The following is a 20,164-nucleotide window of genomic DNA, read 5'->3' on the forward strand; positions in this document are numbered from 1 at the left end:
TAACATTTACTTCTCTTTTCTTCTCTATCGTTCGTCTCTTCTCTAAGACTTTTTTATTCTATCATCTTCTTCCCTCTATGTCAAGGCGATTTTTAAAAAAAAGTAAGTAATTATTAGATAATAATTACTTACTTTTTTTACATTCAATAAATCAATGTCTTTAAGCTAAATGTCTACTATAAGTGTACTATCTTCTCAACAAAGAAATATTCAACTCTAATAACTGCTCTAAGTCTACTGTAGATGGTGCTTGTGTCATAGGATCTGCTGCATTTGCAGTTTTAGGGAATGCTATTGTATCACGTAGATTATCACGTCCTGCAAGTAGCATGACAAATCTATCCAACCCTAATGCACATCCTCCATGTGGTGGTACCCCGTATTCAAAAGCATCCAACAAAAATCCAAATTGTTCTTGTGCTTGCTCCTCAGTAAATCCTAACGCTTTAAACATAGATGACTGTATATCTTTATCATAAATGCGAATACTTCCTCCACCTAATTCATAACCATTTAAGACTATATCATATGCTTGTGCATATGCTTTTTCTGGTGAAGTCTCTAATAGCTCAACATCCTCTGCTTTTGGCATGGTGAATGGATGATGTGCCGCACTATATTTTCCTTTTTCCTCATCATATTCTAGTAAAGGCCAATTTATAACCCACAAATAATTATATTTGTCTTTATCGATTAGATCCAAATCTGTTGCTAGTTTTTGACGTAATGCTCCCAAAGAGGCATAACAAACTTTTTTACTATCGGCTGCAAATAGTATTATATCCCCGACTTCTGCGTCAACACGAGCTACCAATTCTTGGGCAACTTCATCAGTAAAGAATTTGGCAACAGCTCCATTCAAACCTCCTTCAGTTACTTTAACCCATGCTAGCCCTTTTGCTCCATAATTAGATACGTATTTTGCTAAAGCATCTATATCTTTGCGTGAATATTTTTCTGCACAATTTTTGGCCACTATACATTTTACAGCACCACCTTGTTCAATTGCATTAGAAAAAACTTTGAAATCCAGAGTTCCAACAAGATCACTAACATCTTTAAGCTCCATTCCAAAACGAGTATCAGGTTTATCACTACCAAATCTTTCCATAGCTTCTTCATAATCCAGTCTTGGAAATGGTAACACTACATCTATATCTTTTACTTCCTTCATAACATGAGCTATTAATCCTTCTATCATGGTAAGAATTTCTTCTTGTGACATGAAGCTCATTTCCATATCTATTTGTGTGAAGTCTGGTTGCCTATCCGCACGTAAATCTTCATCTCTAAAACATCTAGCAACTTGATAGTATCTATCAAATCCTGCAACCATTAATAGCTGTTTAAATAATTGTGGTGATTGGGGTAATGCATAAAATTCTCCTGGATGAACTCTACTTGGAACTAAATAATCACGTGCTCCTTCAGGAGTTGATTTTGTTAAAATTGGTGTTTCTACGTCAATAAACATATTGTTATCTAAATAATCGCGTGTTGCTTTTGTAATCTTTGAACGAAGTTGTAACACTTCTGCTAGTTCACTTCTTCTAAGATCAAGGTAGCGATATTTCAAACGAAGTTCTTCGCTTGATAGTGAGGCATCATCTAAAACAAATGGCAAAGTTTTAGCTTTTGAAAGGATTTCAAGTTTATCCGCGATAATCTCTACTCTTCCTGAAGCAATCTTTTCATTTATCGTATTTTCATTTCTTAATACGACTTCCCCTTCTATAGAAACCACGAATTCATTTCTCAAAGTTTCTGCGACCCCATGTGTTTCTAAGTTTTTTTCTCCTGAGAAAACACATTGAACCACACCCATTCTATCTCTCACATCTATAAATATAAGGTTTCCTAAGTCACGACGTTTACTTACCCAACCTTTAACTGTAACTTTCTTTCCTACATATTTTTCATCAATACGTCCAGCATATTCTGTTCTTCCATATGCACCCATTATTTTTCTCCTCTCAGTTCTCTTTTTAAATATTCTACTATTTCTGTACTTTTAATATTTTTTTGCTCAGAATTACTCATATTTTTCACTACAAATTCATTGTTTTGAAGTTCACTTTCTCCGATTATAATAGAAACTCTTGCTTTGTATCTACTTGCAATTTTCATTTGAACTTTCATTTTTTTATCAAAATAATCATTTTGAGCTTTATAACCTGCTATTCTCAACTCATTAGTAAGTTTAACACTGACATCAGCCGCTTTTTCTCCCATGGCTACTACGAAAACATCAATGGTGTCTTCTATAGGGAGCTCTATGTTCTCACTTTCTAATGCTAAAAGTAATCTTTCTATACTCAAAGCAAAACCAATTCCTTTTTTATCCTCAGGACCATCTAATAATTTTACAAGTCCATTGTAACGACCACCCCCACAAAGAGTCTTAAGTTCAACTTTTGGGTTATCAATCATTATTTCAAAGGCTGTATGTGTATAATAATCTAATCCACGTACCAAGCTATGATCAATTTCATATTTCACACCAAGCGCATCTAAATGCTTCAATACTTGTGCAAAATATTTTTTTGATTCTTCTCCAAGATATTCCAATAATTTAGGTGCTGTTTTTATTAACTCATGCTCTGCATCTACTTTACAATCTAATATTCTCATAGGATTTTTATAAAGGCGATTATTACAATCTTCATCAAACTCATGGATTCTTGGCTCAAAATGTTTAATTAGCGCCTCATTATAAGCTTTTCTTTCTTCTGGATTCCCCAACGAATTTATACTTACTTTTATATTTTCTATTCCAAACATTTTATATATATTATAGGCTAAACTTATTACTTCTGCGTCAATTTTTGGGCTTTCTTCCCCAATAACTTCAACTCCATATTGAACAAATTGACGATATCTTCCTTTTTGCTTTCTCTCATACCTGAACATTGGACCAATATAATAAAGTTTTTGTGGTTGAATAGTTTTAGCAAATAATTTATTCTCAATATATGAACGAACTACACCTGCCGTACCTTCTGGTCTTAAAGTTATTGAACGATTTCCCTTATCTAAAAAAGTATACATTTCTTTTTGGACTATATCTGTTGTATCTCCAACTCCCCTGCTAAACAATTCAGTTGATTCAAACATAGGTGTTCTAATTTCTTCATAACAAAAATTATCACTAATTTTTCTCAATTTTTCCTCAATATATTGCCACTTTTTACTCTCTTCTGGTAAAATATCTTGTGTTCCTCTAGGCATCGTTATTACCATTATTCTTCTCCTTTCAAAATTTTAAAGATTATAAACTAAAATCGTCCCATATAGATTAATTATCTACATGGGACGATTGGAATTTTCGTGGTGCCACCCTGATTCGTACCAAAACTATTTGATACCTCAAATAATACTATTTTATTGTGCAAAAAGTGTTCCTTATTTCAATCAATAATGCTTAATTTTTCAGCCTGCGAATTAAACTCTCTTTTATTAAAACATGAAATAAAATTCTTTTTACTCATACATTGTCACGGTTTATTTAAATATATTATACCAAACTATATTTCTTGTCAAGATATTACACAGATTTTATTCTTCAAAAAATAGAATTATTATTTACATTATTCAATAATAAACAAGTAAGTTTTTGTTAGTTATTAGACTTTAGAGTATATATAATTCTATCACTATTTTAATCTTAATATTTTTATTTCCTTGATTTTTTATTGTAAAAATTGTACAATCAAGTTGTTCTATAATTTATAAATAAAAGGAGATAAATATACATGAAAAGATTTTTTGCTATACTCACCCCGATTATCATTATCTTTTTAGTTATTGGTGGTACATACTTTTACATGAATTCAGGTGAAAGTAAATTGAAAAATGAGCATAAAAAATATATTTCTCTAATAAACGATTCACATGATTTTGATGCAGGATTGTCAGGATTAGAAACTTTAACTACAGAAAAAGCAAAACAAGTTTTAAAGAATATTGAAAACGAAATAAATATCGCCTCTGAATTAAAAAATACAGATTCTTATTTAAAGAAAATTGATATAAACTCAGCTTCTGAAAGTCTAAATAAAGCTGAAAAGCTTGATAATGAAAAAATTTTTTCTAAAGCTATAGATTGGTTAAACAATGATATAGAAAACTATAAAAAGGCAAGTTCTGAAATCTCAGACCTAGACAAAAACGACAAAAATTATGACGAATTATTGAAAAACATTATTGATAAGTATAGTTTTAATTATAATAACCTAAAAGAAAGTTTACTTGATTCTAATAATTCAAATAAACGAGCACATACAGAAAATATTAGCGACAATAATGAGAAAGATAATAAACCAAATGAAAATACTCAACAAAACAATAGTGAACAGTCAGAAACAAAAAAAACATCTTCTATTTCTGATTCTCAAGTTCACCCACGTATAGCAGGGCAACAAGTACCAGAAACTTATTATACTCTTAGATACACACAAGAAGGTAGTGTTAGTAGAAATATTATCGAAAATGAGTTAAAAGGAGATATTTCTAATTTTACTAATGAAGAAATAAATGCTGCTATAGCTAGATATAATGCAAAAAATGCAGGATAACCATATGGTTACCTTGCATTTTTTCTATTTTTTCATTAGTGAAAACCTCCACTAAATTTAATAAATCTTTACATAATATATAAAAATGAACTTTATATATTTTTTTCATTAATTGTTCTTATACATAAACTTATTTAAAATTCACAACAAAACTGAAATATCCTACTTCTCTATAGCGATTACTTCTATTTCAATACTTCCACCTAGTGGCAAAGCTGCAACTTGAAACGCAGATCTTGCTGGCAAAACATCTTGAAACTGCTCTGCATAAATTTTATTTACTTCTGCAAAATCAGAAATATCTTTCAATAAAACTAATGATTTAACTACATGATTCATAGAACTACCAGCTTCTTCTAATACTGCTTCTATATTTTTAAAAATTTGTTTTGCCTCTTCTAATACGCCACCTTCAACAATTTTTCCAGTTTCTGGATTAATACCAAGTTGCCCTGAACAAAAAATTAAATTTCCTACTTTATTCGCTTGAACATATGGTCCCACCGCTTTAGGTGCTTTTTCTGTATTTATTTTTTTTATTTCCATTTTAAAATCTCCTTTGTCATTCATTTTATTTTTTATTGTTTATAAATTAATATTTTACTTTAATGCTTGTTCTAAATCTTCTAAAAGATCCTCTATGTCCTCTATCCCACACGAAAATCTTAGAAGCGTTTCTGTCACTCCTTGAGCTAACCTATCCTCTTCACTCATACAAGCATGTGACATAGTTGCTGGATGGGAAATTATTGACTCTACCCCACCTAAACTAATAGCATAAATAGGAATCTCTATTTTTTTTAAGAATGACTCCATATCTTCCTTTTTAAAAAAGTCAAAAGAAAATACTGCTCCACCAGAACCAGATTGTAAACTATGTATATCATAATAAGTACAACTTTCTAAACTTGGGTAGTATACCTTTTTTATCTTCTTATGCTTTTCCAAAAAAGCAGTTAATAATTTTGCATTAGACACGGATTTTTCCATACGAAGTCCCATAGTTTTCATCCCACGTAGAACTAACCAGGCATCTTCTACACCTAGTATCCCACCAAAATTTTTTTGTAACAACCTTATGTCTTTTGCAATCTCTTCATCATTTGTCACTAATGCTCCTGCAGTAACATCACTATGACCATTGACAAATTTTGTTAAACTTTCTATTACTATATCACAACCCAAATCTAAAGGTTTCTGATACAATGCAGTCATAAAAGTATTATCAGCTATAGTTTTTAAATTATATTTTTTTGCAAGATTCGTTAACCTTTTTATATCTGAAACTTTTAACAGTGGATTTGAAGGCGTTTCAATGTAAATTAATGTTGTATTTTCACGTATAGAATTTTCTAATTTCTCTAAATTTTGATAATCTAAAAAACTAGCTTCTATTCCATATTTCGGCAAAATTACTGAACTAAACTGAAAAGTTCCACCATAAACATCTTTTGGCAAAATAATATGATCACCGCTATTTAACAACATTAATGCCGTTGTTATGGCAGACATCCCAGAAGCAAAAGCAAAGCCAAACTTTGCCTTATGTAAATTTGCAACTGCATCTTCTAACGCTAATATTGTTGGATTCCCAAATCTACTATAAGAGTATTTCCCGCAATCTCTATAACAATCTTTCTGATCAAAAGTTGTAACTTGATATTTTGGAATCGAAGCAGCCCCAGTATAATTATCAATAACTGGATAACCATGAAGTAAATTTGTATTTGTACCTTTCATCATTTAATCTCCTTTTTTTATCTCTTGGATATATTTATAAATACTTACCTCTGACATATTAAAAATATTAGCAATTTGAGAAATAGATTCTTTGACTGCAAAAAAACCACGTTCATTCAATATGCTCACTATTTTTAATCTATCATCTTTTTTTAATTTTTTATCTTTTATATTATAATATCCTGTAACCTTATATATCGTATCTTCAACTATATTATCCATAGTTCCATAAAGGTTCTCAATTTCTTCATTTGCTTCTTTGTTATAAAATTCCTTATCGTTAACTTTTGAAAATTGTTCAAGAAATTCTTCCAGTTTATCAAACATCAACATTTCTTCTGAATAATCTATGTTAACACAAATCATACCAATAAGTTCATTTTCATCATTTTTTATGAAAAAGCTAGATGACTTAAATTTTTTTCCTCCATCTCCCTTACTTTTGTAATTTGTTAAGTAAGATTTTTCTTTATAAATTTCTTTATTGAGAATATCTACTAATAAATCAGTAGCAGGAGAACCAACCTTTCTTCCAGATAAGCTATTTTTTATATAGATTATCGTTTTATTCAAGTCACCTCTAAGATCATGAAGGACAACCTCACATTTATTTCCAACTATTTCCGAAATAAAATCAACTATTGGAATATAATTTTCCATAATCATCACCTTTATAATAAATTATATTTTATTTATAATTTATTATAATTTATTTCTTAAAATTATGCAAATGTTTTCCTAAAAATAATACCCCTATACGGTATTCAAATAAAAATAGAAGTTTTAAGAAATATTTCATCACTTAAAACCCCTATTTTCTGGCTGTATACTAAATATCAGAGTAAAAATATTAATTCTTTTTATTCAGTGTCTTTAGCTATTGCTCTAGCTTCATCTTCCAATTTATCCAAGTGCATCATTTTATTTAAATACCCTTTTACTAATATCAGTAAAACACCAAAAATCAGTACGACTACACCTATATAAGTGAATACTTGAGTAAAATTTAGTTTAACTGTTAATTTTGCTAAATATCCAGAAATTATATTTGCTAAAGAAAATGTTAAATACCAAATTCCCATTGCTAATGAAGCATATTTTGCTGGTGCAAGCTTATTAAACATTGCCATACCAATTGGAGATAATAATAACTCACCTACAGTTAATAATACATAAGTTATTAAAATGTAAATAATATTAATTTTTGAACCACTCTCTATATTTCCTCCAATGGTATTTAATCCTAAAATCATAACTCCAAATGCTAATCCTGATATTATCATACCTAATCCCATTTTGGTTCCGGTATCTAAATCACCATGTTTTGTTTTACTAAGTTTAATCCATAATGATCCAAAAACTGGTGCTAAAACTGCACATAACAATCCATTAAATGAAACTAACCATGGGGTAGGTATTGTCCATCCAAAAATACTTCTATCCACTGCTTTTTGTGTAAGAATAGTGAACGAAGTTTGTGTTTGATACCAAGCAGACCAGAATAATGTAGAAAAAATAAACATCACAGCCATTGCTTTCATTCTATCAACATCTATATTTGTAAGTGGATGATTAACTGATTTTTTTGCAGTTTTAGCTGCGACTGGGTATTTTCCTTTTTCTTTCAACCAAGATGGTGCTAATAACATAAATACTAAAAATTGTGCAAAAGCCAATGCCGCTGCTGCTAAAAATCCAAAACGATAACCATAAGACAATACTTTCCCGTCAGCACCAATTTTTGCAAACCAATTATCTGTGATCAACCCAAAAACTATAGGGCCAAACAAACTTCCAATATTAATTGCCATATAAAAAATACTATATGCCGCATCTTTCATGGTTACCTGGTCTCTTTCGTACAGTGCTCCAACTAAAGCACTAATATTTCCTTTACCTATACCTGCTGCTATTAAAAGTAGCGCCAAACTACCAAGCACAGTCCACAACTCACTTGTAGAAAAATATAATGCTATATATCCTAAGCAACTAAACAGCGTACCCAAGATAATTGACTTTTGTAAGCCTAAATATTTATCAGCAAGCCATCCCCCTACGAGAGCCATCATATATCCTGCTGCACCATAGTAGCCGTAAAGTTCTACTGCGAATCCTCTTTCCAATCCAAGACCATTCTCAGCTGTACTAGCAGTAAAGAATAAAACAAGAAAACCTATAATACCATAAGCATAAAAGTTCTGCATTACAGTAACAATATTAACCAAGTGAAGCCCTTTAGGATGCTTCATTTTTTCTACATTTTCCATAACGTATCCTCCTAAAATTTATATTTATTTTATTTTGCTTTACGCTTTCATTATATAATATTAATCATAATAAATCAATTAGTCTTTTAATAATCTAGCATCTTGATTCAACTCTCTTCACATATATATTACTATAAAATTTATTATCTTTTTTAATTTAACAGTAATTTTTTTATTAGGTAATGAAATTTTTTTCTCATTAATTAAATTTATAAAATATAAAAAAGACCCCCTACAAATATAGGGGGTTTCATTCTCTAAATTAAAGAACCATTACACTTGCTGCTTGTGGTCCACGAGAACCATCTTCAACTTCAAACTCAACTTTATCGCCTTCTTTTAAAGTCTTAAATCCATCTTTTTTAATACTTGAGAAGTGAACAAAAATATCTTTCTCACCTTCAACTGCGATAAATCCAAATCCTTTTTCCTCGTTAAACCATTTTACTGTACCTTGTTTCATAAGTTACAATCTCCTTTTTATTTTATATTATCAATAATCAATCGTATTCTTGCTCTTAAAGATAATAAATAAAATAAATGGGATATTTGTTATTATTCACTTACAAAACTTAAAACCTGTATTACAATTCTTACTATATGTTTTATTGACTCAGTATATTATAACTTATTTTTAAAAAATAAGCAAGTCAGTTGTTTATACTAATTAAAATTCTTCCTCTTCACTTTTTATATTGAATTTAGATACTATACCTTCATTGTCAAAGTCATATACATCCTCATTCTCTTCCATATCTTCATCTTCAATTAAATCATCGACTTCATCATGAACATCTTCTTGTTCTTCATCTTCAATCAATTCTTCCATATCTTCATCTTCAATTTCAAATTTTTGAACACTTGGTTCAACAAAGTTTTTAATATCCTCTACTAATAAATTATCTCTTAATTTCCAACTTCCATCTTCTACACAAACAAATCTTCCATCTAAGTTCAAATCTGTGTAAAAGTAAGCAGCTTGTGATGAAAACTCCTCATCATCTACATTCCTTAGAGGTTTAATATAATCAAGAAAGTCATAAATATTTAATTTTTCTATATCCTCTTCCACCATATATGTATAACATAAATCTATTAATGACATTTCCTTAATTTTTTCTGTACTCAATTTATTTAATTCTACCATTTATATATTTCCCTTCTTAACTTACATTTTTTCTGGAGCCGACACTCCAATTAATTCTAACGCATTTTTTATTGTTATCCTTACTGCTGTTACTAATGACAAATAACTTTGTGTTTGTTCTATATTTTCTGTTATAACTTTATTATTATTATAAAACTTATGGAATGAACTTGCTAAAGACTGTAAATAATTACAAATTCTGTGTGGTTCATAATTTGTTGCAGCTTGTGCAACTATTTCAGGATAGTAGGCTAAATCTTTTAATAATTCTACTGAATATTGATCTGTTAACAATTCGTAGTTACATTTTTCAAAATCAAAATTCCTTTGTTCTTCAGCTTGTCGTAATATTGAACAAATTCGTGCATGAGCATATTGCACATAGTACAATGGATTGTCACTTGATTGCTCTTTTGCTACTGCAAAATCAAAATCTAAATGACTATCTGCACTCCTCATTACTAGGAAATACCTAGCTGCGTCTGCTCCTACTTCATCTATCAAATCACGAAGAGTTATAGCTTTCCCTGTTCTCTTACTCATTTTTACGACTTCTCCATTATTTAAAAGTTGCACCATCTGCATTATTAACGCTTCTAATTGATCAGCTTTATATCCCATCGCAACAACACTAGCTTTTAGCCTTGCCACATACCCATGATGATCAGCACCTAATACATCTATTAAAAGATCGAAACCACGATCTAATTTATTTTTGTGATACGCAACATCGCTAGTTAAATAAGTTAATGAACCATCAGCTTTTATTAAAACTCTATCTTTATCATCATTAGTTCCCAGAGCTGTTGTTTGCAACCAAAGTGCACCATCTTTTTCATAAACATAACCTTGTGCTTTAAGTGAAGCCAGTGCTTTATCAACCGAACCATCTTGGTACAATGATTTTTCACTAAAATAAACATCATACTCTACACCAAAATCACCAAGATCTTTTTTAATGTTATTCATTTCATATTTTATTGCATACTCACGAATAAAACTATCCAAATCTTCTTTCTTTAGTAAAGAATCTCCAAATTCATCTTTCAATTTCTGACCTAAAATTTTTATATCCTCGCCATGATAAGCATCTTCAGGGAGTTTAGCTTCCAATCCTAACGCTTGTTTATAGCGAACTATAGCTGATATTACCAAATTATTAATTTGATTTCCTGCATCATTTATATAATATTCACGTGAAATATCATACCCAGACTTTTTCATAATTCTAGCTAAAGAATCTGAATATGCAGCGTTTCTTGCGTGCCCAACATGAAGCGTTCCAGTAGGATTAGCTGAAACATACTCTAAAAGAACCTTCTTACTTTTTCCTACGTTATTTTCTCCATAGTTATCTTTTTCTTTCAATATTTTTGAAATTATACCTCCAAGGCTTGATTTTTTAACATAAAAGTTTATAAATCCAGGTCCTGCTATTTCTATCTTTTCCACAGAATCGTCTTTTTCAATCTTACTTACTATTTCTTCTGCTATAATCTTAGGATTTTTTCTCAAAACTTTTGTGAGTTGCATGGCTACATTAGAAGAAAAATCACCATTTTCCGTATTTTTTGGAGTTTCTACATAAATATCGACTCCTTTAATTTCTAATTTTAATAAAGAATTCTCTAATAATTCTATTATTTTAGTTTTCACCAAAGATACCCTCCTTATTTTATAATTCTTAATTTTTTTGCACTAATATCTTCAATTTATTTTGTTGTTTATTTTTTTCATCTAAAAATATATTATAGATAACTTCATACATCACTAGATTATTTCTAGCCATTTTCTTAAACTTAACTAGTTGCGTCTCTATTTTTATATTTCCATAAAATGTACTATAATCACTAACTTTTCTAATATATTTAATGTGTGTTTTTAAGTTATCTTTCTCTATACTAACACTTTCTTTTATTTTGTCAATAAAAATATTTATTTTTTTTCCATTTTTATCATTATACTCAATTATTTCTTGTGTTGCTTTTTCTTGATAATTCCCAAAGTGAACTTCTTCTGCTATTTTTTCATTATCTACATATGTTATAATTTTTATTTTCATAATTTATTGTAAACTCTCTAGCTCTTCTTCTATTTCTAACCATAGATTATTTAAATTTTCTAATTCTTGATTTAGATTACTTAATCTTTCTTGAAATTTTTGTGTTTTTTCGGCATCAGTGTAAATTTCTTCTTTTATCAATTCATTATTTATATTGAAAATATTTTGTTCCAATTCATCTATCTTTTGAATTAAATTATCTCTCGTTCTCTCAAGTTTTCTAACGCGTTTCTTTTCTTCTTTTCCCAATATATAATTATTTACTTCCTTTAATTCAGTAAATTCATCTTTTTTTGCTTTTAGTTGTTCGACTATCTTTTCTTGCTCCCTTTTTTCTAGATAATAATCATAATTACCCAAATAAATACTATATCCTTCCTCTGTTATATCCAATACTTTATTTGCTATTTTATTTATAAAATATCTATCATGACTTACAAATAAAATCGTACCTTCATAATTTTCTAAAGCCTTTTCTAATACTTGCTTACTGGTTATATCAAGGTGATTGGTAGGTTCATCTAGTATTAAAAGATTATTTTTTTCCAACATCAATTTAGCAAGTTGCAATCTTGCCTTTTCTCCCCCTGATAAATCCCTTACTATCTTTAACACATCATCCCCTCTAAATAAAAACCGTCCTAAAACTGTTCTCACTTCCGCTTCTTTCATGGTAGAGTATTCATCCCACAACTCATTTAAAATGGTTTTGGAAGACTCAAACTCTGCTTGTTTCTGATCATAGTATCCCACCGATACTTTACTTCCATACTGGATATTTCCGCTAATCTTATGATGTTTTCTAGCAACTGTTTTTATAAGTGTTGACTTCCCTATACCATTTTTCCCAACTACTGCAACTCTATCTCCTTTATAAATAGAAAAATTGTATTTGCTACCTATCCTTTTATCGTTATAACCTACTTCAAGATCATCTGTTATTAAAACATCCCGTCCACTCTGCTCTTTTATTCTAAACTCTATATTAGCCGCTTTATCATCTTTTTTCGGATTATCAATTAACTCCATTTTATCTAAAACTTTTTGTCTACTTTTTGCCATTTTGCTAGTTGAGGCTCTTGCTATATTTTTTTGAACAAAATTTTCAAGTCGTCTTACATCTTTCTGTTGGCTATTATATTCTTTTAATTGTTTTGCATAATCTTCTTCATATTGACGTAAAAAATTAGAATAATTACCTACATATTTCTTTAATTTACCAAACTCTAAGTTATAAACAATATTGACTACTTTATCTAAAAAGTACCTATCATGACTTACTATAATAATAGCTCCGTTATACGAACTTAAATAATTTTCAAGCCAAGCTACATTCTCCATATCTAAATGGTTAGTAGGTTCATCTAGTATTAGCACATCTGGCTCACTTAGAAGAAGCTTTGCCATGGATAGTCTAGTTTTTTCACCACCTGAAAAAGTACTTATTTTCTTATCAAAAACATCTTTCTTAAAATCTAATCCATATAAAACACCCTCTATTTTACTCTTGTAATGATAATCTTTATGCGTAAAAACCTGATTTTGTAATCTATCATATCTATCCAACAAACCAGAATCATTTTCTATATTTTCTGCTGTTAATTCATACGACAATTTCTGCAAGTTATCTTCTAGACTGGTAATTTCTTCGAAACAAGTTATCATTTCCTCATAAATGGACAAATCTTCTCTAACTATAAATTCTTGTGAAAGATAGCCGATAGTGGTATTTTTAGAAATCATTCTTTCTCCACTATCGAAACTAAGTAATCCTGCTATTATTTTCAACAAAGTACTTTTCCCAGCACCATTTCTTCCAACAATTGCAACTCTATCTTTATCATTTATTTCCATTTTAACATTAGAAAAAATTTTGTTAACAACAAAATTCTTCGTGATATTATTTAATTGAATTAACACACTACCTCTCCTTTCAAATTTATTTTTTTACTACATGTGATATTTAACTAAAATATTATACCATAAACTTTTGACTAGCGCTATTATTCTAATAGTTTTTTATATATTTAAACTAAAAACTTAATGCACGTTATCTAGTTGATATTTATTATCATTTATGACGGATGTTTTTATTTGTTTTTTTATATTTTTAATTATAATTTTTATAAGATTTTCTTTTTTATTCTATCTGTCTTTTTATTTTTAAATTAATATTCTTTATTTTTTCTTTTTTATTTATAAAAAAATATTTTTTAATAAATAATATATAATTAAATATTTTTTTTCATATACAATTTATTTCCCAAAATCTCTATTGTTGTTATTTTTGATAAATGTTATAATACAAATATAAAGTAATTTTATAGGAGGATTTCTTAATGAAACTGAAAAAAATATTATCCGTTCTTATAGCTGCAGGACTTTTAACAACTGCTGCTGGATGTAGTAGCAAATCTAATTCTACTACACAAAATCAACCTGCCGATTTTGTAGCTGGAGTATCTCTAGACAAGCCGATTAAAGTTGATAAAGAGGCTGGCACTGTGACTGTGCTTACAAAAATTAACGGAAAATACTTCAATGAATCTACTAGACATAATTCTGTGGAGCAAAGTGGAACCAATGGTGCTAAATCAGTTTTCACAGCTTATGCTAAACCAGAGGAATTTTACAATGCTCTTATTGAAATAGGTGCAAAACCTGGAGAAAATATGAATCCTAATAATGCAACTACTACTCATGTTGAAGGAAGCCCTATTAAAGTAGAAGTTACCTGGAATGGTGCTGAAAAAAAATATGATATTAATGAAGTAGTAAAAGACAGCAATGGTAAACAAATTGATTTTCGTTTTGGAGGAAATTTACAACGTGCCATCGAGAAAAATACTGGTTGCCTATCTTGCTTTGACAGTTGCCCAGTTGGAATTATTTCCAATACAACTTATACCTATGGTGCAGTAGAAACTCGTAAAGAAGTTAAGTTTACAGGTAATGAACAAGTTCTACCTGAGGATGGAACTTATGCTGCAACTATTTATAGCATTAAAAAATAAATTTCAAATATCGGGGTTTCATTTTTGTCACCCCGATATTATAACTAAATTAATGATTGGAGAGATTTAATGCAACGTTTAAGACTATTATTTTATTTTACAAGTGTTGGAGTAGCTATAGGTTACTTCTTTGCATTCTTGCTATTCTTTTTTGTTCAATTTGAAATGCTTGCGGATCAGAGCTTAGTACTTTTTGTTTGGACAATTTATGGGATTATGACAGGATTATATTTCAAGAGAATTAATAGAAAATACACTTTCTTTATTATAGAAGCAATAATTATAACTCTTGCTGTTATTTCTGGAAAAACTACTACCCTTCTTTATATAGCAAGAGAAGTTCTTCATGCTGGCTCTCTTAGCCAAATAAAAGTACCATTTCTTATTGGTGTAGTTGTGGTTAACTTAATTAACATCTATATTATTGCTACACTTCCTAAGTATCAAAAAGTTTATACTAAAGAAGAACGTAAAGCTCTTAAAGAAAAAGAAGTTAAACTAAGCGACCTACGTGAAGTCAATCCTGAAGAAGAAAAAAGAGAAAAGGTTCAGCGTAAAACAGCTCGTTACATTACTATAATCTGCTTTGCTGTTTTCTTTGCTTTCTATTTTACCGTTCCTAGTTTTAAAGAGGGCATTAATACGGCATTTGCTACTTTATCACAATTTGATACTAACGCAGTTATCGAATATTTACGTAGTTGGGGAGCATGGGCTGCTGTTGTATCTGGTGTTCTTATGGTGCTTCAGTCAATCGCTGCACCTATACCAGCATTCTTAATTACCCTATCTAACGCCGCTATTTTCGGTTGGGTGATTGGAGCTGCACTTTCATGGTCTACAGCCATGATTGGGGCTGCTGTATGCTTCTATATTGCACGCGGACTTGGTCGTGATGTAGTAGAAAAACTTACAAGTAAAGGAGCTATGGCTAGTATCGATGTATTCTTCGAACGTTATGGAGATAAAGCTATTCTTATTTGTCGTCTGTTACCATTCGTATCATTTGACTTTGTAAGTTATGCTGCTGGTCTTACTAACATGGGATTCTGGAGATTCTTCATCGCAACAGGTATTGGACAACTTCCTGCTACCATCGTTTACTCTTATGTAGGTGGTACATTATCGGGTGGTGCACGTAACTTATTTATTGGTCTAATGTGTCTGTTTGCATTATCAATAGTCATAGGTATTATGAAACGTGTTTATACTGATAAACATAAAAAAGAAGAAGAACTTAAAGCAACGAAAAATTAGAAAAATAAACGTGGTCTTAAATGAACCACGTTTATTTCTTATCCTGTACATCTTAAAGCTCCAAAACTATTTTTTTCTTTCGAATATTTTTTCACCTTATCTAATTTTTATTTTTGTTATATCTCCTATTCTATTGCTTTGAGAGATTCTACCATATTAACTTTTCTTAATCTTCTGTGCATTATGGCCACCACAAATATTATTATTAATAATGTTACTCCAGTTGATAATGCATATACTGCTATAGGAACCCTACTATTAAACATCATCGTTCTACTTGCTAATTCTAATATTATTTTCAAATACAATTTGTATGCTATATAGTTACCGACAATAATACCTATCATACTTAAATAAAATATTTCTCTGAATATATAAATTGTTACTTCGCGAGGATAAAAACCAAGAACTTTAATAGTCGACAATTCTCTTTGACGTTCTGACACATTGACATTTATCAGATTATAAAGTACTACAAGTGCTAGTGCTAGTGAACATAAGACCATAACAATAACTATAATATCTATACCTTCAATAGAATTGTCAAGATTTTCTTGAATTTTTGAATTGTCGCTCACATTCACCACATGGGGATTGTCTTGAAGTTTACTTGCCATTTTTTCTACTTCATCTGGATTATTCATTTTTATTACAAAGCTATTGTCTGAGTACGTTTTATTAAATACTTTAGAAAAGTATTCTCTATCCATATATAAAATATTACCAAAGTAATTTTTATTAATAGCACCTATCTTCAACGTATATTCTTTTTCATTTATAATAACCTTAAAATCATCACCAACCGACAAATTATGCAAATAAGCTAGTTTTTCATTTATTACAATCGAATTTTTAGGTAGCTCTATGCTACTTCTGTTATCCATTAATGTTATATAATCCCTATAGTTATCCCGATTCAAGGTAACTAATTGTGCTGTATCTAATATTTCATGATTTTTCTCTACTGTAGCTTTTTGTACATTTACTTTAGTAAAATTTTCTACATTGGAAGTAGCTTCTATTTCTTTAGTTATTTTATCTACATCCTCTTTTCCTACGTAAGAGTTATATGTTGCCAAAATATCAATCTTATTAATTGTCTTGAATTGCTCATTTGAAATATCTACAACCCCAAAACGGATAGCAAATCCAATAAACATTAATGTCAAACATCCCATAACTCCAAATACAGTCATAAACATACGAATCTTATAACGAAAAATATTTCTAAAAGTTACTTTCCTTAAAAAAGATAATTTCTTCCAGATAAAACCTATATTTTCTAAGAAAATTCGACTACCACTACTAGGAGCTTTAGGTCTCAATAGATATGCACTTCTTTCTTTTAGATTTTTTCGAAGGGGAATAAATACTGCTATCAGTATACACAAAATAGATATTAAAAATGCTAAAGTAATTATGTGTAGGCTATAAACTACAAAAGGTTTTTTCAACGTATAAAATCTTGCGTATGAATCATATATTATTGGAACAATAACTAAATAACCTGCAATAATACCTAGGATAGTTCCTATTATAGTTGATATTCCTCCATAAATATAATATTTTTTAAAAATCTCTCTATTCAAATAACCTAGCGCTTTATAAGTACCTATATTAGTTCTATTTTCATCTATCATACGCGTTAATGTTGTTAACGATACTAAAATAGATACTGAAAATAAAAATATTGAAAAAACATTTGCTAAAAATGACAAACTATTTGCAGAATCAATAAATTGAGCATAGTGGATTAACCCTCTTATATTTTCTACATTAAACCTGGGATAATTAGTTTCTTCAAAAGCTCTTTTAGAAACTTCCAATTGTTTTTTATTATCCTCTAGTTGTTTTTGTGCTTCTCTTAATTTTAAACTTTGCTCGGTATATTTTTCTATGTCAATATTTTTCAAGAATTCTAGTTGTTCTAAATTAGATTTTAATTCTTTTTCGATAGAAAATAATCTTTTTTCATTTTCTGAAATTTTTTGTGATGTTATAGATTTATAGTTTTTCTCGTCAACTAATTTTCTTTCTTCTAATATATTTATAATCTTATCACGATTTTTATTTACTTTTTCTATATAATTCTTATCGCTATATTTATATGGTATACCTTTTAATTTTATATTAACTCCTGTCATACTATCAAATTGGAAATTTTCTCTATTTACATAGCCAAAATAACTATTATTCGTAGGATTATTATTAGATACCTCAATATGATCAGCTCCATAAACATATCCTACAACTTTATATGAATAATTCTTTAATTTCTTTTCTTCACTTTTATCGTCCATCAATTTTATAGTATCACCAATTTTATAAAATTTTTCCAATGAATCTACTACAGCAATCTCATTATTATTAGTTGGCAATTTCCCTTTAACTAGCTTTGGTGTTGCTAATTCTTTTGGTAATGTTTCTATATCGATACTATTCGTACTATTTTCCAATTTATAATTTTTTTTATAATATATTTCTAATTTATCGATATTATCTAACTTTCTTATTTCATTAATATCTCCATCATTGATTCCAAAATCATTAGTTACTCTCAAATCATATATATTATGCTGTTCTAATGTTTTATTATAGGTATTTATCATTGCTGGTGTTGTTTCTTTAAGCCCTACAAAAACAAAAACACCCAAAAAAATTATAGTCATAATTGATAAAAATTTAGATTTTGTTTTTGATATCTCTCTTATTATATCTTTATTCAATGCTTTCATAATTTCTACCACTCTATTTCGTCTATGTTTTTTGGCATTTGATTAACAACAACATTCTTTACTTTTGCATCATAAATTTCTATTACTTTATCTGCTGTTTGTGCTATCGAACTATTATGAGTAATTACTATAACTGTTTTCTTCTCATTTTTGCAATATTCTTTTAAAATTTTTAGAATATGTTTTCCTGTTTTATAGTCTAGGGCTCCTGTAGGTTCATCACAAAGTAATATCTTAGGATTTTTAGCGATAGCACGAGCTATTGCTACACGTTGCTGTTCTCCTCCTGAAATTTGGCTTGGAAAATTATTAATTCTATTTTCCAGACCAACTAATTTTAGAATTTTTAGTGCATCTTTTGAATCTTTTACAATCTGATTTGCAAGTTCAACATTTTCTAAAACAGTTAAGTTGGGTATTAAATTATAAAATTGAAAAACAAACCCAATATATTCTCTACGGTATGTAGTAAGTTCTTTCTCACTAAGGCCTACAATTTCTTTATTAAATATTTTTATAGAACCACTAGTAGCATTATCCATTCCTCCAATTATATTTAGAAGCGTACTTTTACCTGCACCACTGGGTCCTAATATTACCACAAATTCACCTTCATCAATTTCAAAATTGATTTTATCATTCGCTATAACCTTATTGTCTGATATTCCATATACTTTTACCAAATCTCTTACAATAATTTTATCCATAATTATTCTCTTTTCTTTTTCTTTTTCTTTTTCTTTTATATTATATCAAATATTCACAATACATTCACTAAAAAAACGCACCTTCATTTCATATAGAAACAAATCTCTTTACATCCTATTTTTTTAGTATTATAATAACATCGTCTAAATAATAAAAAAGTTTTTACAATACTTTTTTTATCTTATCAAAACTATATAATTAAAATTATTAGAAAGGAGAATTTATGCTTTATATTTACGAATACCCTACTTGTTCTACATGTAAGAAAGCAAAAAAATTATTGACTGAACACAATGTTGAAGCCATATATTTTAATGTCAAAGAAACAACACCAACAGTAGAAGATTTCAAAAAAATATTAAATACTTTTAATATTCCACTAAAAAAATTATTTAACACTAGTGGTTTGGTTTACAAAGAGTTAAATTTAAAAGATAAACTACCTACACTTTCTATTGAAGAATCACTTAAACTTCTTACAGAAAATGGAATGTTAATCAAACGTCCCTTAGCGTTTGATTTTGAAAATGACATATTACTTCTTGGCTTTAAAGAAGAAAACTGGGAAACAGCACTTTTATAAATTAAAAAGTATCAAATAACTCTTGCTATTTATTTTCAAAAATGATATAATCATAAAGATGTGAAAACATTAATTAC

At 29.1% G+C, this 20,164-nt stretch carries 17 protein-coding genes; 4 read left to right on the forward strand and 13 right to left on the reverse strand.

The features are described 5' to 3' along the window. Positions 1–187 precede the first annotated feature (187 nt). Both aspS and hisS read right to left on the reverse strand, forming a co-directional pair. Positions 188–1,960 (reverse strand): aspartate--tRNA ligase, encoded by a 1,773-nt coding sequence (gene aspS, locus H612_RS0102695; RefSeq protein ID WP_027130059.1) that lies wholly within the window; start codon positions 1,958–1,960, stop codon positions 188–190. Continuing rightward, positions 1,960–3,240: a histidine--tRNA ligase gene (gene hisS / locus H612_RS0102700; RefSeq protein WP_027130060.1), complete on the reverse strand. Its 1,281-nt coding sequence runs from the start codon at positions 3,238–3,240 to the stop codon at positions 1,960–1,962. The genes aspS and hisS overlap by 1 nt, the downstream gene beginning before the upstream one ends. A 512-nt stretch (positions 3,241–3,752) precedes the next feature. On the opposite strand from hisS, the gene H612_RS0102705 reads away from it, so the two are divergent. Further along, positions 3,753–4,574, forward strand: a complete 822-nt coding sequence (locus tag H612_RS0102705) for a hypothetical protein (protein WP_027130061.1) — start codon at positions 3,753–3,755, stop codon at positions 4,572–4,574. A 162-nt stretch (positions 4,575–4,736) separates the two neighbouring features. On the opposite strand, the gene H612_RS0102710 is transcribed toward H612_RS0102705, so the two are convergent. The 9 genes from H612_RS0102710 to H612_RS0102750 all read right to left on the reverse strand — a co-directional run bounded on the left by H612_RS0102710 (position 4,737) and on the right by H612_RS0102750 (position 13,710). Then, positions 4,737–5,120, reverse strand: coding sequence for a RidA family protein (locus tag H612_RS0102710; protein WP_035500223.1), 384 nt, complete (start codon positions 5,118–5,120; stop codon positions 4,737–4,739). 54 nt (positions 5,121–5,174) lie between these two features. Further along, positions 5,175–6,314, reverse strand: coding sequence for a trans-sulfuration enzyme family protein (locus tag H612_RS0102715; protein ID WP_027130063.1), 1,140 nt, complete (start codon positions 6,312–6,314; stop codon positions 5,175–5,177). Between the two features lie 3 nt (positions 6,315–6,317). Continuing rightward, positions 6,318–6,974 (reverse strand): helix-turn-helix transcriptional regulator, encoded by a 657-nt coding sequence (locus H612_RS0102720; RefSeq protein ID WP_051210105.1) that lies wholly within the window; start codon positions 6,972–6,974, stop codon positions 6,318–6,320. A 200-nt stretch (positions 6,975–7,174) separates the two neighbouring features. Continuing rightward, a complete protein-coding gene (locus H612_RS0102725; RefSeq protein WP_027130065.1) occupies positions 7,175–8,581 on the reverse strand; it encodes a peptide MFS transporter in 1,407 nt (468 codons plus the stop codon). Between the two features lie 262 nt (positions 8,582–8,843). Further along, positions 8,844–9,044: a cold-shock protein gene (locus tag H612_RS0102730; RefSeq protein ID WP_027130066.1), complete on the reverse strand. Its 201-nt coding sequence runs from the start codon at positions 9,042–9,044 to the stop codon at positions 8,844–8,846. A gap of 204 nt (positions 9,045–9,248) precedes the next feature. Further along, positions 9,249–9,728, reverse strand: a complete 480-nt coding sequence (gene rpoE / locus H612_RS0102735; RefSeq protein ID WP_027130067.1) for a DNA-directed RNA polymerase subunit delta — start codon at positions 9,726–9,728, stop codon at positions 9,249–9,251. 21 nt (positions 9,729–9,749) lie between these two features. Further along, a complete protein-coding gene (gene argS / locus H612_RS0102740; protein WP_027130068.1) occupies positions 9,750–11,384 on the reverse strand; it encodes an arginine--tRNA ligase in 1,635 nt (544 codons plus the stop codon). Between the two features lie 28 nt (positions 11,385–11,412). Continuing rightward, the gene (locus H612_RS0102745; protein WP_027130069.1) at positions 11,413–11,790 is read right to left on the reverse strand and encodes a hypothetical protein; all 378 of its coding nucleotides are present in this window, start codon (positions 11,788–11,790) and stop codon (positions 11,413–11,415) included. Between the two features lie 3 nt (positions 11,791–11,793). After that, positions 11,794–13,710, reverse strand: a complete 1,917-nt coding sequence (locus H612_RS0102750; RefSeq protein WP_027130070.1) for an ABC-F family ATP-binding cassette domain-containing protein — start codon at positions 13,708–13,710, stop codon at positions 11,794–11,796. Between the two features lie 419 nt (positions 13,711–14,129). Here H612_RS0102750 and H612_RS0102755 point away from each other — a divergent pair, with 419 nt between their 5' ends. Next, positions 14,130–14,804 carry a YdjY domain-containing protein gene (locus H612_RS0102755; protein ID WP_027130071.1) on the forward strand — a complete coding sequence of 225 codons (675 nt, stop codon included), beginning with the start codon at positions 14,130–14,132 and terminating at the stop codon, positions 14,802–14,804. Between the two features lie 69 nt (positions 14,805–14,873). After that, positions 14,874–16,061 (forward strand): TVP38/TMEM64 family protein, encoded by a 1,188-nt coding sequence (locus tag H612_RS0102765; protein WP_027130072.1) that lies wholly within the window; start codon positions 14,874–14,876, stop codon positions 16,059–16,061. A 125-nt stretch (positions 16,062–16,186) separates the two neighbouring features. Here H612_RS0102765 and H612_RS0102770 read toward each other — a convergent pair whose 3' ends face one another. Both H612_RS0102770 and H612_RS0102775 read right to left on the reverse strand, forming a co-directional pair. Beyond that, on the reverse strand, positions 16,187–18,796 hold the full coding sequence (locus tag H612_RS0102770; RefSeq protein ID WP_027130073.1) for an ABC transporter permease: 2,610 nt from the start codon (positions 18,794–18,796) through the stop codon (positions 16,187–16,189). Positions 18,797–18,801: 5 nt separating this feature from the next. Next, the gene (locus tag H612_RS0102775; RefSeq protein ID WP_027130074.1) at positions 18,802–19,503 is read right to left on the reverse strand and encodes an ABC transporter ATP-binding protein; all 702 of its coding nucleotides are present in this window, start codon (positions 19,501–19,503) and stop codon (positions 18,802–18,804) included. Between the two features lie 224 nt (positions 19,504–19,727). Between H612_RS0102775 and H612_RS0102780 the strand changes: the two genes are divergently transcribed. Next, positions 19,728–20,087, forward strand: coding sequence for a Spx/MgsR family RNA polymerase-binding regulatory protein (locus H612_RS0102780; RefSeq protein ID WP_027130075.1), 360 nt, complete (start codon positions 19,728–19,730; stop codon positions 20,085–20,087). The last annotated feature ends 77 nt before the right edge of the window (positions 20,088–20,164 follow it).

It is taken from the genome of Gemella cuniculi DSM 15828, assembly GCF_000425665.1.
GTDB lineage: Bacteria > Bacillota > Bacilli > Staphylococcales > Gemellaceae > Gemella > Gemella cuniculi.